The sequence below is a fragment of the Paenibacillus alba genome (assembly GCF_013204855.1).
In the GTDB taxonomy this organism is placed as follows: Bacteria; Bacillota; Bacilli; order Paenibacillales; family NBRC-103111; genus Paenibacillus_E; species Paenibacillus_E alba.
The window spans coordinates 1-13737 of sequence record NZ_JABMKZ010000041.1 but is presented as its reverse complement, the minus strand read 5'-3'; the positions used below and the strand labels follow the sequence as shown (position 1 = coordinate 13737).

Genomic DNA, 13737 nt, shown 5'->3' with positions numbered 1-13737 from the left:
GTTATAAAGTTGAACGTAATTTTTATGGGGCCTCCTGGTGCAGGCAAAGGTACGCAGGCTGAGAAAATCGTAAGTGAATTTCAAATTCCTCATATTTCAACTGGAGATGCATTTCGCTTGGCGATGAGCCAAGGAACACCACTTGGTGTTGAAGCCAAAGGTTATGTGGATAAGGGACTTCTGGTTCCTGATGAAATCACGAATGGTATTGTGAGAGAGCGACTTGCTCAACCGGATTGCGACAAAGGTTTCTTGCTTGACGGGTTCCCTAGAACTGTTGCTCAAGCAGATGCATTATCTGAAATCGTTGAATCATTGGGTAAGAAGATTGAGATCGTTATTAATCTTTCCGTTGATCGCAGTTTCTTGCTTGCTCGACTAACCGGCCGAAGAATTTGTAAATCCTGTGGTGCTACGTATCATGTAATCTTCAACCCACCAAAGCAAGAAGGCGTATGCGATAAATGTTCAGGTGAGTTGTACCAACGATCTGATGATACGGAAGAGAAAGTTGGAACACGTTTGGATGAGTATATCAACAAAACGGCTCCGCTGCTGGATTACTACCAAAAGAGGGAATTATTGCGTGAGGTTAACGGGGAACAAGACATTCATGCGGTAACCGAACAAATTAGCTCACTGCTACGAGGTCTAGCGTAATGATCATTTGTAAGTCCGAGGTTGAACTAGACCTAATGCGAGAAGCTGGTCGTATCGTAGCCGAAACGCACCGCTTATTGGCAAGGGCGATTCGTCCGAACATTACAACGAAAGAACTTGATCAGATCGCAGAGGAATTCATTCGCAGTCAGGGAGCGATTCCATCTTTCAAAGGCTATAACGGTTTTCCTGGAAGCATTTGTGCTTCAGTCAACGAAGAATTAGTTCATGGTATTCCTGGTCCAAGAAAGCTGGCTGAGGGCGATATCATTAGTATTGATATTGGTGCTCAGTATAAAGGTTATCATGGAGATTCTGCTTGGACATATCCTGTCGGTGAGATTTCCGAAACAGCCAAACGTTTGTTAGCTGTGACAGAAGAATCACTCTATCGAGGCATAGCAGAAGCTAAACCGGATACTAGACTCTACACGTTGTCGCATGCAATCCAAACTTGTATTGAAGACGCAGGCTTCTCCGTGGTTATAGAGTATGTCGGTCACGGTATCGGAACGGATCTTCACGAAGAACCACAAATTCCGAATTACGGTGTTCCAGACAAAGGTCCTCGTCTCAAACCAGGCATGGTCCTAGCCATTGAACCGATGGTGGTCGTTGGCGAAAGATATGTCCAAACACTCGAAGACGATTGGACTGTAGTCACTTCGGATCGTACGCTGTGTGCTCATTTTGAACATACGATTGCAATTACGGCAGCCGGTTATGAAATATTAACTTTGCCTAGATCGTAGGTGATGATGTGTGGATAGTGGGATTCCAAAAGTGGGTCAAATCGTAAAGGTGCTTCGCGGTAGAGATCCCGGAGAATATGCGGTCGTGATTGGCATTGTCGATCATCGCTTTGTCTGGCTTGCAGACGGCGTTCATCGCAAGTTCGATCAACCGAAGAAGAAGAACCTGAATCATCTTCAATTACAAGAAACGATTAGCAGTGAAGTCGAGTCCAGCATTAGGGAAACAGGTCGTGTTACTAATGGAAAGTTGCGTTTCGCAATTGCCAAATTCGTTGAACTTATGCAAGATGAAGCACAATTGAAAGGAGAATGACTGTGGCCAAAGAAGATGTAATTGAAGTAGAAGGTACAGTGATTGAACCTCTTCCGAATGCAATGTTTAAAGTTGAATTGGAAAATGGTCATAAAATCCTAGCCCATGTATCCGGTAAAATCAGAATGCACTTTATCCGCATTTTGCCTGGAGATAAGGTTACCGTAGAATTATCGCCTTACGATTTAACGAGAGGCCGTATAACCTACCGTTTTAAATAAATGTTTGGCTTATATGTAAGTTACTCTTTCAAGGCGTATGCTTACGAAGCAAGTTTTCTAACGAAAACGCAACATGGTGCTTACGATGAAATCTTAAAGGAGGGCTTAAAATGAAGGTAAGACCGTCAGTCAAACCGATTTGCGAGAAGTGTAAAGTTATTCGCCGTAAAGGTAATGTAATGGTAATTTGTGAAAATCCTAAGCACAAACAAAAACAAGGTTAAAAGGAGGTGCAATCTGTAGATGGCACGTTTAGCTGGAGTTGACTTACCTCGTGACAAACGAGTTGTAATCGCGTTGACTTACATTTTCGGTATCGGCACTACAACTGCTCAGAAAATTATCGCTTCCACAGGTATCGACGCTAGTACTCGCGTTCGCGACCTTACGGAAGATGAAGTGAGCAAAATCCGTGATGTAATTGACAAAACCCTTAAAGTAGAAGGCGACCTTCGCCGCGAAATTTCTTTAAACATCAAACGTCTAATCGAAATCGGATCCTACCGTGGTCTTCGTCACCGTCGTGGTCTTCCTGTTCGTGGACAACGTACTAAAACTAATGCTCGTACACGTAAAGGTCCTCGTCGTACGGTAGCTAATAAGAAGAAATAATAAAGGGGGTTAGAGCTAATGGCAAAACCTAAAAAAGTCGTCCGTACGAAACGTCGTGACCGGAAAAATATTGAGACTGGTGTAGCACACATCCGTTCAACGTTTAACAACACGATCGTAACGATCACGGATCCTCATGGTAACGCAATTTCTTGGGCAAGTTCAGGAAACCTTGGATTCAAAGGTTCCCGTAAAAGTACTCCTTTCGCAGCGCAAATGGCAGCTGAAAAAGCAGCTAAAGCAGCAATGGAGCATGGTTTGAAAACTGTTGAAGTTATGGTAAAAGGACCAGGCGCTGGCCGCGAAGCTGCAATTCGTTCTTTGCAAGCAGCAGGTCTGGAAGTAAACCTAATTAAAGACGTGACTCCGGTTCCTCATAATGGCTGCCGTCCTCCAAAACGTCGTCGCGTATAATTCGGGATCACTTTGTAGTATAATTTTCCTAAAATCGTGAATAATGGGTTGAAGGATAGGCATACTATTAAATTTTGAAGCGAAGTATCCAGAGGGAAACGACGTATTGAATGGAGGGTACATTTCATGATCGAAATCGAAAAGCCAAAAATAGAAACTGTAGCATTAAGTGAAGATGGCGCTTATGGTAGATTTATCATTGAGCCGTTGGAGCGTGGCTATGGTACAACCTTAGGTAACTCACTACGTCGTATCTTACTGTCCTCTTTACCCGGGGCAGCAGTAACCTCTGTCCAAATCGATGGCGTTTTGCATGAGTTTTCAACGATTCCTGGCGTGCTTGAGGATGTAACGGAAATTATCCTCAATCTGAAAGGTCTCTCGTTGAAAATTCACTCCGACGAGGAGAAAGTGCTTGAAATTGATGCTGAAGGAGAAGGCAACATCACGGCGGCTGATATCCGCGGTGATAGCGATGTAGAGATTCTTAATCCGGATCTTCATATCGCTACCTTGTCTCCAGATGCGCGTCTTCATATGAGGATTCATGCGGGCAGAGGTCGCGGTTATGTCCAATCGGACAAAAATAAGCATGAAGAACAACCAATTGGTGTAATTCCAATTGATTCGATCTACACGCCTATTACCCGAGTAAACTACAGTATTGAGAATACTCGCGTCGGCCAAGTGACTAACTATGATAAGTTGACCCTCGAAGTGTGGACCGATGGAAGTATTCGACCAGAAGAAGCAGTGAGCTTGGGTGCCAAAATCTTAACGGAGCATTTGAATTTATTCGTCGGTTTGACGGATGAAGCCAAAGACGCTGAGATTATGGTGGAGAAAGAAGAAGATAAGAAAGAGAAAGTTCTAGAGATGACTATCGAGGAACTTGATCTATCTGTTCGTTCTTATAACTGCCTCAAGCGCGCAGGGATTAACACCGTACAAGAGCTTATTACCAAAACAGAAGAAGACATGATGAAAGTTCGGAACTTAGGTCGCAAATCGCTTGAAGAAGTTCAAGAAAAGCTCGAAGAGCTTGGTTTGGGTCTTCGTACCGAGGAATAATCGTGTCAGAAGGAGGTTAATTCAATGAACTACAGGAAGTTGAACCGCGATTCCAGTAATCGTAAAGCATTATTCCGTGATCTGGTAACAGATCTGTTCATACATGAACGCATTCAAACTACAGAAGCAAAAGCAAAAGAACTTCGTTCAATCGCTGAGAAGTTAATCACTCTTGCGAAACGCGGAGATCTGCACGCACGCCGTCAGGTAGCTGCTTTTGTACGTAGAGAAGCTGCAAATGAGAATCAAGATGCGATTCAAAAACTGTTCTCCGATTTGGCACCTCGTTACTCCGAGCGTCCAGGTGGATACACACGTATCCTTAAACTGGGACCACGCCGCGGTGACGCAGCACCAATGGTTTACCTAGAGCTAGTAGATCGCGCATAAAAACGGATGGGAAAGGGTGGACGGAATCTACTTAGATTCTGGTGAAGCCCTTTTTTTGCAGTCTAGGCGCGTTCCCCTAGTGTGAGTTTAGCATTGGCTAACCACGGAGATAGGAAGGATGACTCATGGAGGAACAAGCCTTGAGAAATCTACGTTTTACCATTAGCTATGATGGCACGGTCTATTCAGGATATCAGATACAACCCAAAGCAGATACGGTTCAGTATCGTTTGGAGCAAGCTGTAAGGATGTTGACGGGTGAGTCGGTGAAAGTCATCTCATCCGGCCGTACAGATGCCGGTGTACATGCGAAAGCACAAGTTATTAATTTCACCACGAACTCCAAGATCCCAGTGGAACGTTGGTGTTTAGCTCTAAATGCTCGATTGCCTAGAGATATCGTCGCACATACCGCGGAAGAGGTCCCTCCTTCCTTTCATTCTCGCAAAGCCGCGAAACGCAAGACATATTGTTATACGATTCGCTCGGCGCGCTTCCCTGATGTCTTTCACCGCAACTTTGAATACCATCACCCTACGCATTTAAATGTGGAAGCCATGAGAGAGGCGCTCCCTTGCTTGCTAGGAGAGCATGATTTCACTTCTTTTTGTACGGTGAGAACAGATAAGGAAGACAAGGTGAGAACTCTCTACGAGGTTCGTATGGAGACTGAAACCGATGAGATGATGTCGACGGACAAGGTCGCAAGGATCCGTCTGATTGTGACGGGGAACGGCTTCCTGTATAACATGGTTAGGATCATCGTAGGGACGCTGATACAGATCGGTGAAGGCAAGAGAACAAGCAGCGACATGCTGCGTATTCTTGAAGCCAGAGATCGAGCTGAAGCAGGGCCTACGGCCGAAGCTATGGGTTTAACGCTATGGCGAGTTGAGTATTAAAAAGCCTAAAACACTACTTGATTCTTATCGAATCTTCGTGTAAAATATAACTTGGCGTTTAGTGATCGGCTACCCCACAGCCCCTGATCCTCAATTGCCTTGAATACCATCCATCGTTAATGTAATTTAATCATAATAATAATGTTATTGAGATATATTTTTAGGAGGACTAAGCATGCGCACCACATATATGGCTAAGCCAAATGAAGTTGAGCGTAAATGGTACATTGTTGACGCTGCAGGCCAAACACTTGGCCGTCTTGCAAGTGAAGTAGCTAGCATTATCCGCGGTAAGCACAAACCGGAGTTTACTCCACACGTAGATACTGGCGATTTCGTAGTTGTTATCAATGCTTCCCAAATTAAGCTAACTGGTAAAAAAATGCAAAACAAAATGTACTACCGTCACTCTTTGTACCAAGGTGGTTTAAAAGTGACTTCCGCTCAAGATTTGCTTAACAGCAAACCTGATCGCATGATCGAATTTGCCGTGCACGGTATGCTTCCAAAGAACCGTCTTGGTGATAGCTTGAAAACAAAGCTTAAAGTTTACGGTGGAGAAGAGCATCCACACCAAGCACAACTACCAGAAGTCTGGAATCTTCGCGGTTAATATAAGGAGGAACGTTTCGTGGCACAAGTTCAATATTATGGAACGGGTCGTCGTAAGCATTCGGTAGCGCGTGTACGCCTATTACCGGGTGAAGGACGTATCATCATCAATAAACGTGATCTAGATGAGTACTTCGGTCTAGAAACTTTGAAACTGATCGTTAAACAACCATTGGCACTTACAGAAACTGTTGGTAAATACGACATTCTTGTAATTGCAAATGGCGGTGGCATCAGCGGACAAGCTGGCGCAATTCGTCATGGGATTTCCCGTGCATTGCTGAAAGTTGATCCGGAATACCGTGGATCCTTGAAAAAAGCAGGATTCTTAACACGTGATTCCCGTATGAAAGAGCGTAAAAAATATGGATTGAAAGCCGCTCGTCGTGCTCCTCAGTTCTCCAAACGTTAAGAAATGGCGTCTTATGGCGCTCAAGAGAAACCTTTTCGGCATTTTGCTGGAAAGGTTTCTTTTTTGTGTTCATACACTAGCAAGATGGAGTCTATTTTCATAAAGATAACAAAAGTTTATACCAAAATGATGAAAAGTCATTGACAGAAGAAAGATCTCAGCTATAATTAATTGTAAATCATACAATATCAGTCGGGATTAAAGATGAAATAAAAATGGAGGTACTCACATGAATCTTTTTGAAAAAGAGGCTTTTGTAACGAAGGCTGCTGAGGAATTCGAAAATCAATCGCCGGAAGCTTTATTGAAATTAGCGGTTGAGACTTTTCCAAGCTTGACGCTTGCTTGCAGCTTTGGCGCTGAAGATGTTGTGCTTGTAGATATGCTGCAAAAGATTAATCCAAATGTAGATATTTTTTATTTGGACACGAATGTTCATTTCGCGGAAACTTATGAGACTAGAGATCGTTTGGAACAGCATTATGGAACAAAGTTTGTTCAAGTGCTGCCTAAGCTTACCTTAGATGAGCAAGCTGAGAAATTCGGCGATGAGCTTTGGAAAAGCGATGCAAACCAATGCTGCAACATTCGTAAAGTAGATCCATTAACAGATATCCTCAAAAATTATGATGCATGGATCACTGGTATCCGCCGCGATCAAGCGCCAACACGCGCTAATGCGAAAAAAGTTGAATATGATGTGAAATTTGGTTTAATTAAATTCAATCCACTTGCTGGTTGGACTTCTGAAGATGTTTGGAACTACATTCGTGAGAATGACGTTATTTATAATCCATTGCATGATCGTAATTTCCCAAGTATCGGATGCACACATTGCACGCGGCCAGTGGCTGAGGGTGAAGATCCACGTGCGGGCCGTTGGGCAAGTATTGAGAAAACAGAATGTGGACTCCATAAATAATTATTGAACTAGATATCATGGAGGTGCGACGTATGGCAACGATACAACCTCATGGTGGTTCTTTGATTAACCTCTTGGTTCCTGCAGAACAAAGAGATAACTTCTTCGCTTAGCAACTTCATTGAAACAAATTCGTGTATTACTATCCCAAAGATCGTACTTTCCCAAGGGTTTACCCAGCTGCTATGCGTTACGCAGGCCCTCGTGAGGCGATTCTACATGCGATTGTACGAAGAAACTATGGTTGTACCCATTTCATCGTTGGACGCGATCACGCAGGTGTAGGCGATTACTATGGCACGTATGAAGCGCAAGAGATTTTCAGCAGCTTTACTGCAGAAGAGATCGGGATTACGCCATTATTCTTCGAACACAGCTTCTTTTGTGCCAAATGCGGCAACATGGCTTCAAGCAAAACGTGTCCGCACGATAAATCTCACCATATGACACTGTCTGGTACAAAGGTGCGCAGTTTGCTTCGAGGTGGCCAATGCCCGCCTCCGGAGTTCACGCGTCCAGAAGTAGCGGAAGTTCTTGTCGAAGGTCTGAAAGACCCTGGATAACAAGTGTAAGCAAGGTATATTTGTCCACCCTGTCCCATATAGATGATACAGAGTCTATGGGGAACAGAGGTGGATTTTTTATGCGCAAAAGGAAGAAGAGGTTGGTCGTTTGGCTGACTTTTAACAGTAGTCTTAAGCTTGTCCTTTCGACCTTGTTGGTCGCTCTGGTCGTATTCATCTATGCCTATGAGCTGCCGGCTACGAAAACCTGGTCCGATTGGAGCCTGCCCTTGTCAGGCAAAACGATTGCTTTAGATGCTGGGCATGGAGGGCCAGATGGCGGTGCTTCAAGCAAGGAAGGGGTGATTGAGAAAGATATTAATCTTGCCATCACCTTGCAATTGCGGGATTACTTGCAGCAAGCCGGAGCTCTCGTCATTATGACAAGGGAAACAGATACGGATCTGGCTGAGCCAGGTACCAAAGGCTATAGTAAGAGAAAAACAGAAGATCTTCACAATCGTGCGGATCTTATCAACGATAAGGATGTGGATCTGTTTCTTAGTGTGCATTTAAACAGCATTCCCTCTCCAAAATGGAAAGGCGCACAAACGTTCTACTATGCGAATAATCCCAATAATCCGAATTTGGCTTCCCTCATACAGCTTGAACTTAAGAGAAATCTGGAAAATACCGATCGTGTCGCCAAGCTAGCGGACAAGACCGTTTATTTATTAAAAGCCTTAAAAATTCCTAGTGCGTTAATTGAAGTAGGCTTTCTTTCAAATCCGGAGGAAGCGCGGTTATTGGCTGATGAAAAATATCAGAGAAAGATAGCGGCTTCGATTTATCAAGGGGTGCTGCGATATTTTGCTGGGGAAAAAGTGGGTTCTTAATCAGAATGTGTTATAATAAAAGCCACAAATACGATGTCTAAATAAAGGTGCGGTGTGGCTATGATAACGAAAGATCAGCTGTTTGAAGCATTAAAACCTCTTATAGAACCTCAGTATAACAAAAGTGTTGTTGAGCTTAATTTAATTAGAGACGTCTTGTTTAACGGCGAGAACGTATCATTAAGCCTGATTATTACATCAGAAGATGAGGCTTTCAAAGAGAAGGCCAAATCCTACATAAGCCAAACCTTAGAGAAATTGGGTGCAGCCCAAGTACATGTACGTTTTAGACTTATGACCGATTATGAGCGCAATCAGATTGGGAATAACGATGCAGCATCGGCAGAGCAGCCGAAATCTACGCAACCTGTTCAACCGCCGATTGACCAACCTATTTTAGGAGAAAAGTCTACAGTTGAATTCATCGCCATTGCCAGCGGCAAGGGTGGAGTTGGTAAATCCACGGTAACGGTTAATTTGGCTGTAGCTTTGGCTCGGCAAGGCAAGAAAGTGGGCATTATTGATGCCGATATATATGGCTTTAGCATTCCGGATATGATGGGCATAGAAGAACAGCCAAAGCTTGTTGACAATGTCATTATTCCGGTTGAGAAGTTTGGCGTTAAAGTGATCTCTATGGGTTTCTTTGTACAAGACAATGCACCCGTTGTTTGGCGTGGACCTATGTTGGGCAAAATGCTGCGGAATTTCTTCAATGAAGTTAATTGGGGAGATGTTGAATATATACTGTTAGATCTTCCTCCAGGCACCGGTGACGTTGCTTTGGACGTGCATCAATTGATTCCTCAGAGCAAAGAGGTCATCGTGACTACCCCGCATGCGACAGCGGCTTTTGTGGCAGCCAGAGCGGGGGCTATGGCGATTCAAACCAACCATGAGATTCTAGGTATTGTTGAGAATATGTCTTATTACGAAAGCAAGGATGGCACCAAAGATTATGTGTTCGGCAAAGGCGGCGGAGCAAAGCTGGCGGAAGATCTGCATAGTGAACTATTGGCGCAGATTCCACTAGGAGCTCCAGACAATCATATTTCCGAAATTGATTATTCTCCATCCGTGTACAAGCAGGACTCCAATACAGGCCAGTTGTACCTCGAAATGGCCGCGGCAATCATTAACAAATTAGAGAAGTAAACAACAAAAAGGGCATGCGGATGAAAGTCCGCGCGCCCTTTTTGTTGGCCTATGATTCGGAAGAACCGGAGTCCTTCTTTTTCTTCTTGTCATCTTGCTGGTCCGAGTCCTCGGAACTGGAATCGCTTTTTTCGTCCTTCTGCTTATCATCTCCGCTTTTACTTTCCCCGCCGCCACCGCCGCCGCCAGATTTCTTATCTGCGCTTTTGGCTGTAGGCATTTGATCCGGTTTACTTTGCTGCGCAATGGCTGACTTAAGCAGATCTACCATATGTGAGCGGAATAGGGGACTCTGGATGGATTCCTCCATGACGGTCATCATTTGCTGACGATAGGAGGCTGTTTTCATAACATCTAGCATCATTTTCTCGTAATCTGGATTTTTCATCACATCAACGAGCGATTTTTGGTATTCAGGATCTTTGAGCAGCTCTTTAAACATCTGCTTCGTTTCCTTTTGAATCGCCTTGGCGAAATCTCCCGCAAACTTGGGATCCTTCATCATGTCGGTAAGGAACATATTATTTTCTTTGGCTGTGAGAACATCCTTAACGGCCATTTGCAGCTGTAAAGATTCATTCGCCGAAAGAAGTTTGATTTGAGATTGACCAGCAATGCTATTGGTCCCAACATCGCCATTCATGATGCTGCGGTTTGCAGCGCTAATGGCTTTTTTACCATCATCTGACTTGAGGATGTCGAGCACCATGGTCTTTTGTTCTTTATACGTATTGGCTTGAGATTGACCTTGTGATGAATTATCAGACCCACACGATGAGAGAAGCAAAGCGATTGAAATGAACGGTAAGACTTGCAGTTTTCTTAGCCTTCTTATGAACATAAAAGCATGCTCCCTTCCCTAGCTTAATAATGTTAGTATGTGTGGTTAGGGAGATATTATAAGGGGGATTCATTGGCTTTTTATCTCAAACGTTGGTACAATTAACAATTAGAGTTGAAGTGTGGAGGTAATGATCTTGACGTTGCGTAAATGGTTTCATTTATTTTGGACAACACTATTATTAGGAATGGTTGTATCTATAGTTATTGGACTCATATTACAATATTCCGACAAAGAATTTTCTGTCATGGGGTTATCGGCGGTTGGATTTAATGTGCTGAACATGCTTCTTGGTGGGGCAACCATCAGTGTACTCAGCCAAATGGGCTTTTTTGCTTATCTAATTGTAAGATTTATTGCTGTGGGGATTATTCGATCCAAAACGGTATGGGATCTCTTGCAGCTTGCCGTTGTCATTGTTGTATTGTTTGACCTCGTCTATCTCAGAATGACTAATTTTGAAGGCACCGGCTCGGTATTCAGTTACATAGTGTTGCCAATCCTTATATTAATTATTTCGTTAGGCGTTGCTTACTGGAAAGTAAAAATGACGAATCGAAATGCGTTTATCCCGACTTTGTTTTTCATGTGTGCGGTAACTGTTTTGGAAGCTGTGCCTGCGCTTAAGCTGGATAATGCAGCATCGAGCTTCTTCATGTTAGCCCCATTGCTTGTATGTAATGCATGGCAAATCCTCATCCTACATAAAATATTAGATAACAAAAAGAGCTAATCACTTAGCTCTTTTTTTCGTACAGACCCTTATTGAATTTGCTTCATCGCGCGATCTTCTACTGGCGTTGTTTCCACTTTGGTTTGTTTGATTAACTCGCTTACGGTAACGAACTCATAACCTTTGGATTTTAACTGATCAATGATGACAGGGAGTGCTTCATGTGTTTGCTGGGAAGAATCGCTGGCATGCAGGAGGACGATGTCTCCGGGATGAGCTTTGGAGACGACGCGATTAATAATGGTATCGACCCCTTTGTTTAACCAATCTTGCGAATCGGTGTCCCATTGAATAACAGAATAGCCCAAGTCCTCTGCAATCCGCAGAACCCGTTTGTCGAAGTCGCCATTGGGTAGCCGTATCAAATTCGGCTCTTTTCCGATCAATTCCGTCAAAATACCGTGTGCTGTACTGATTTGCCTGCGTATTTCCTCGTCACTAAGCGTGCTGTAATTGTCGTGTTTGTTCCCATGACTGCCGATTTCAAAGCCATCTTTTTTGATCTTTTCGACAATTTCTGGGTGGCTTTTACTCCAGGGGGAGGATAGAAAGAAAGTCGCATCATTCACACCTTTATCTTTAAGTATTTTTAAAATAGGCTCTGCACGCTTCTCACCCCAGGAAATATCGAAGGTCAGGGCAATGACCTTTCTCTCCGTCTGGACACTATAAATAGCCGAAGGTTCCGTGTTTGAGAAAACAGATACATTGCTTTGCTCGGAATAGACGATTGCTCCCGCGAACACAATAGCAAGCGCAATAAACACATATTGTTTGAATTTCCTAGCGTTGACAACGAAAAAGTAGTTCATCCGTAGCTTGTACCTCCTTGTAAACCTCGTCCTGGGCAGGCAAGGCTTGTATACTCTTTATTAAATACTGTATGCTCGTACACAGGACTTATGCTTCCGAAATTGGAGGAATGGAAGATGACATTCAAACCGCTGCTTCACCATTTTAAAGAAATGAAACATTATTTCATCGTAGTTGTGTTGGTATTTGCATTCAGCTTTTACTTGGGCTGGTCCAATTCAAGTCAGTTCTCGCACTTTCTAGAAGGGCAAATTCAGGGGCTTAAGTCGATTAGCCAGTCACTTAGCAACAAAGACAATCCACAAATTTGGTATTTTGTAATCATTTTTTTGAATAATGCTATTAAGTCTGTCCTTATTATTTTTCTTGGATTGCTCTTCGGTATTTTACCGCTCTTTATGCTTGTCGCTAATGGTATGATACTTGGCTATGTACTCACCCTGCAGACACATGAGAGCGCATTGTCGGCAGTTCTCAAAGGGATACTTCCCCATGGCATTATAGAAATTCCGGTTATTCTGATTGCGTGCGCGTACGGGCTTAAGCTAGGATTATTGGTTTGGAAATCAGGCTTGCAGCTGTTTGTTCCCGTTAAACTCAGAACGGCTAGTATCGAATTGAAGAAAGTAATGTCTCTCACGAAGCCGCTTATAGTAGCTATTGTTGTCTTGCTGCTGCTCGCAGCTATTATTGAAAGCACCCTTACGTACTGGTTGGTGCATCTGTAAAATATTTTCAGATCCTTGTCATAAAAATGGCAAAATCTGAGCATAACAGTAAAGCGGTAAGGAGGTGGGCTGTTTGATCAGGCTTATCTTCCGTTAACCCATTACTGGCAGTGCCATAAATCTCTACAGCTGAGAGGGGTTTGGATGGATGTATGCTCGGATTTTTGTTCAATGAACGGGAATGCAGAGAGTTAGATTATGTTTTGCGCAAAGAATTAGATGAAATGCTATTCGATCTTAATGACAAACGAATGGATCAAGAAATTAAAGGGGCCATAGAATCCAGATATAAAGTCATCTTCAGGATGTATGCTCGTTTAGCGTCACCAAAGGAAATATCCAAGTATGCCAGAAACCGCAATAATCAGGCTCAAAAAAAATAGAGGGTAGTTCTTGACTTACCCTCTCTTTCTATGGTATTTTATATCTCGCCCCTTCGAAAAGGTGGACAAGCAAGAGCGTTGTTGAAAAGAATTTTAAAAGTTCTTGAAAATAAAACTTGCATTGTGCTAAGTCGCTGTGGTATATTGAAAAAGTCGCCGCTAAACGGAAGGCGATGAAATAAAGAGAGAAATTGATCTTTGAAAACTGAACAACGAGTGAGTAAGCACGAACGAGCAATCGTTCAAAAAAGAGATTGCAAAATCTCGCTAGCAAGTCAATTGAGCATTTCAGCTTTCAGATATACGGACGAGCAATCGTTCGCTACTATGGAGAGTTTGATCCTGGCTCAGGACGAACGCTGGCGGCGTGCCTAATACATGCAAGTCGAGCGGAGTATTTC

The 13737-nt window shown here is 43.3% G+C and carries 20 protein-coding genes, 1 rRNA gene and 1 pseudogene; 20 read left to right on the top strand and 2 right to left on the bottom strand.

The window, feature by feature from the left end; genetic code table 11:
- Positions 1-9 precede the first annotated feature (9 nt).
- The 16 genes and pseudogenes from HQN90_RS31845 (at position 10) to HQN90_RS31770 (ending at position 9838) form a co-directional block, all read left to right on the top strand.
- The gene (locus HQN90_RS31845) at positions 10-660 is read left to right on the top strand and encodes an adenylate kinase (RefSeq protein ID WP_079417983.1); all 651 of its coding nucleotides are present in this window, start codon (positions 10-12) and stop codon (positions 658-660) included.
- Complete coding sequence (map, locus tag HQN90_RS31840) at positions 660-1412, top strand: type I methionyl aminopeptidase (RefSeq protein ID WP_173226633.1); 753 nt, start codon at positions 660-662, stop codon at positions 1410-1412. Before HQN90_RS31845 ends, map begins: the two co-directional genes overlap by 1 nt.
- A 10-nt stretch (positions 1413-1422) precedes the next feature.
- A complete protein-coding gene (locus HQN90_RS31835) occupies positions 1423-1728 on the top strand; it encodes a KOW domain-containing RNA-binding protein (protein ID WP_326073914.1) in 306 nt (101 codons plus the stop codon).
- Between the two features lie 2 nt (positions 1729-1730).
- A complete protein-coding gene (gene infA / locus HQN90_RS31830; protein ID WP_009676800.1) occupies positions 1731-1949 on the top strand; it encodes a translation initiation factor IF-1 in 219 nt (72 codons plus the stop codon).
- Between the two features lie 110 nt (positions 1950-2059).
- On the top strand, positions 2060-2173 hold the full coding sequence (gene rpmJ, locus HQN90_RS31825) for a 50S ribosomal protein L36 (protein ID WP_003333770.1): 114 nt from the start codon (positions 2060-2062) through the stop codon (positions 2171-2173).
- 19 nt (positions 2174-2192) lie between these two features.
- Complete coding sequence (rpsM, locus tag HQN90_RS31820) at positions 2193-2561, top strand: 30S ribosomal protein S13 (RefSeq protein ID WP_028557471.1); 369 nt, start codon at positions 2193-2195, stop codon at positions 2559-2561.
- An 18-nt stretch (positions 2562-2579) separates the two neighbouring features.
- Positions 2580-2975, top strand: coding sequence for a 30S ribosomal protein S11 (gene rpsK / locus HQN90_RS31815; protein ID WP_079417968.1), 396 nt, complete (start codon positions 2580-2582; stop codon positions 2973-2975).
- 126 nt (positions 2976-3101) lie between these two features.
- Positions 3102-4046, top strand: coding sequence for a DNA-directed RNA polymerase subunit alpha (locus HQN90_RS31810; protein WP_029196443.1), 945 nt, complete (start codon positions 3102-3104; stop codon positions 4044-4046).
- Between the two features lie 24 nt (positions 4047-4070).
- Positions 4071-4436 (top strand): 50S ribosomal protein L17, encoded by a 366-nt coding sequence (rplQ, locus tag HQN90_RS31805; protein WP_079417964.1) that lies wholly within the window; start codon positions 4071-4073, stop codon positions 4434-4436.
- 140 nt (positions 4437-4576) lie between these two features.
- Entirely contained in the window at positions 4577-5338 is a 762-nt protein-coding gene (truA, locus tag HQN90_RS31800; RefSeq protein ID WP_173226631.1) for a tRNA pseudouridine(38-40) synthase TruA, read from the top strand.
- 175 nt (positions 5339-5513) lie between these two features.
- Positions 5514-5951 carry a 50S ribosomal protein L13 gene (gene rplM, locus HQN90_RS31795; RefSeq protein WP_079417962.1) on the top strand — a complete coding sequence of 146 codons (438 nt, stop codon included), beginning with the start codon at positions 5514-5516 and terminating at the stop codon, positions 5949-5951.
- Positions 5952-5969: 18 nt separating this feature from the next.
- Positions 5970-6362, top strand: a complete 393-nt coding sequence (gene rpsI, locus HQN90_RS31790; RefSeq protein WP_079417958.1) for a 30S ribosomal protein S9 — start codon at positions 5970-5972, stop codon at positions 6360-6362.
- 229 nt (positions 6363-6591) lie between these two features.
- Positions 6592-7284 carry a phosphoadenylyl-sulfate reductase gene (locus HQN90_RS31785; protein WP_173226629.1) on the top strand — a complete coding sequence of 231 codons (693 nt, stop codon included), beginning with the start codon at positions 6592-6594 and terminating at the stop codon, positions 7282-7284.
- Between the two features lie 140 nt (positions 7285-7424).
- Positions 7425-7847: pseudogene (sat, locus tag HQN90_RS31780) on the top strand (sulfate adenylyltransferase); the annotation flags it as partial.
- 80 nt (positions 7848-7927) lie between these two features.
- Entirely contained in the window at positions 7928-8683 is a 756-nt protein-coding gene (gene cwlD, locus HQN90_RS31775) for an N-acetylmuramoyl-L-alanine amidase CwlD (RefSeq protein ID WP_173226627.1), read from the top strand.
- 60 nt (positions 8684-8743) lie between these two features.
- Entirely contained in the window at positions 8744-9838 is a 1095-nt protein-coding gene (locus HQN90_RS31770) for an Mrp/NBP35 family ATP-binding protein (protein WP_173226625.1), read from the top strand.
- Between the two features lie 49 nt (positions 9839-9887).
- Here the strand turns inward: HQN90_RS31770 and gerD are convergent, their stop codons facing one another.
- Positions 9888-10679, bottom strand: a complete 792-nt coding sequence (gene gerD, locus HQN90_RS31765; RefSeq protein WP_173226623.1) for a spore germination lipoprotein GerD — start codon at positions 10677-10679, stop codon at positions 9888-9890.
- Between the two features lie 136 nt (positions 10680-10815).
- On the opposite strand from gerD, the gene HQN90_RS31760 reads away from it, so the two are divergent.
- Positions 10816-11412, top strand: a complete 597-nt coding sequence (locus HQN90_RS31760) for a KinB-signaling pathway activation protein (RefSeq protein ID WP_173226621.1) — start codon at positions 10816-10818, stop codon at positions 11410-11412.
- A 29-nt stretch (positions 11413-11441) separates the two neighbouring features.
- Here HQN90_RS31760 and pdaB read toward each other — a convergent pair whose 3' ends face one another.
- Complete coding sequence (pdaB, locus tag HQN90_RS31755; RefSeq protein ID WP_173226619.1) at positions 11442-12224, bottom strand: polysaccharide deacetylase family sporulation protein PdaB; 783 nt, start codon at positions 12222-12224, stop codon at positions 11442-11444.
- 117 nt (positions 12225-12341) lie between these two features.
- On the opposite strand from pdaB, the gene HQN90_RS31750 reads away from it, so the two are divergent.
- From HQN90_RS31750 to HQN90_RS31740, 3 genes are all read left to right on the top strand, one after another.
- Positions 12342-12953, top strand: a complete 612-nt coding sequence (locus HQN90_RS31750) for a stage II sporulation protein M (RefSeq protein ID WP_173226617.1) — start codon at positions 12342-12344, stop codon at positions 12951-12953.
- Between the two features lie 152 nt (positions 12954-13105).
- The gene (locus tag HQN90_RS31745; RefSeq protein WP_079417935.1) at positions 13106-13336 is read left to right on the top strand and encodes a hypothetical protein; all 231 of its coding nucleotides are present in this window, start codon (positions 13106-13108) and stop codon (positions 13334-13336) included.
- Between the two features lie 324 nt (positions 13337-13660).
- Positions 13661-13737, top strand: a 16S ribosomal RNA gene (locus HQN90_RS31740); the annotation flags it as partial.

What these genes read in the sequence shown, in the direction of transcription:
- rpsK (WP_079417968.1), top strand. Translation starts at nt 2,580, where the DNA reads ATGGCAAAACCTAAAAAAGTCGTCCGTACGAAACGTCGTGACCGGAAA.
- HQN90_RS31745 (WP_079417935.1), top strand. Translation starts at nt 13,106, where the DNA reads ATGCTCGGATTTTTGTTCAATGAACGGGAATGCAGAGAGTTAGATTAT.
- HQN90_RS31785 (WP_173226629.1), top strand. Translation starts at nt 6,592, where the DNA reads ATGAATCTTTTTGAAAAAGAGGCTTTTGTAACGAAGGCTGCTGAGGAA.
- map (WP_173226633.1), top strand. Translation starts at nt 660, where the DNA reads ATGATCATTTGTAAGTCCGAGGTTGAACTAGACCTAATGCGAGAAGCT.
- rpsM (WP_028557471.1), top strand. Translation starts at nt 2,193, where the DNA reads ATGGCACGTTTAGCTGGAGTTGACTTACCTCGTGACAAACGAGTTGTA.
- HQN90_RS31750 (WP_173226617.1), top strand. Translation starts at nt 12,342, where the DNA reads ATGACATTCAAACCGCTGCTTCACCATTTTAAAGAAATGAAACATTAT.
- HQN90_RS31770 (WP_173226625.1), top strand. Translation starts at nt 8,744, where the DNA reads ATGATAACGAAAGATCAGCTGTTTGAAGCATTAAAACCTCTTATAGAA.
- HQN90_RS31810 (WP_029196443.1), top strand. Translation starts at nt 3,102, where the DNA reads ATGATCGAAATCGAAAAGCCAAAAATAGAAACTGTAGCATTAAGTGAA.
- rpmJ (WP_003333770.1), top strand. Translation starts at nt 2,060, where the DNA reads ATGAAGGTAAGACCGTCAGTCAAACCGATTTGCGAGAAGTGTAAAGTT.
- gerD (WP_173226623.1), bottom strand. Translation starts at nt 10,679, where the DNA reads ATGTTCATAAGAAGGCTAAGAAAACTGCAAGTCTTACCGTTCATTTCA.
- cwlD (WP_173226627.1), top strand. Translation starts at nt 7,928, where the DNA reads ATGCGCAAAAGGAAGAAGAGGTTGGTCGTTTGGCTGACTTTTAACAGT.
- rplQ (WP_079417964.1), top strand. Translation starts at nt 4,071, where the DNA reads ATGAACTACAGGAAGTTGAACCGCGATTCCAGTAATCGTAAAGCATTA.
- rplM (WP_079417962.1), top strand. Translation starts at nt 5,514, where the DNA reads ATGCGCACCACATATATGGCTAAGCCAAATGAAGTTGAGCGTAAATGG.
- pdaB (WP_173226619.1), bottom strand. Translation starts at nt 12,224, where the DNA reads ATGAACTACTTTTTCGTTGTCAACGCTAGGAAATTCAAACAATATGTG.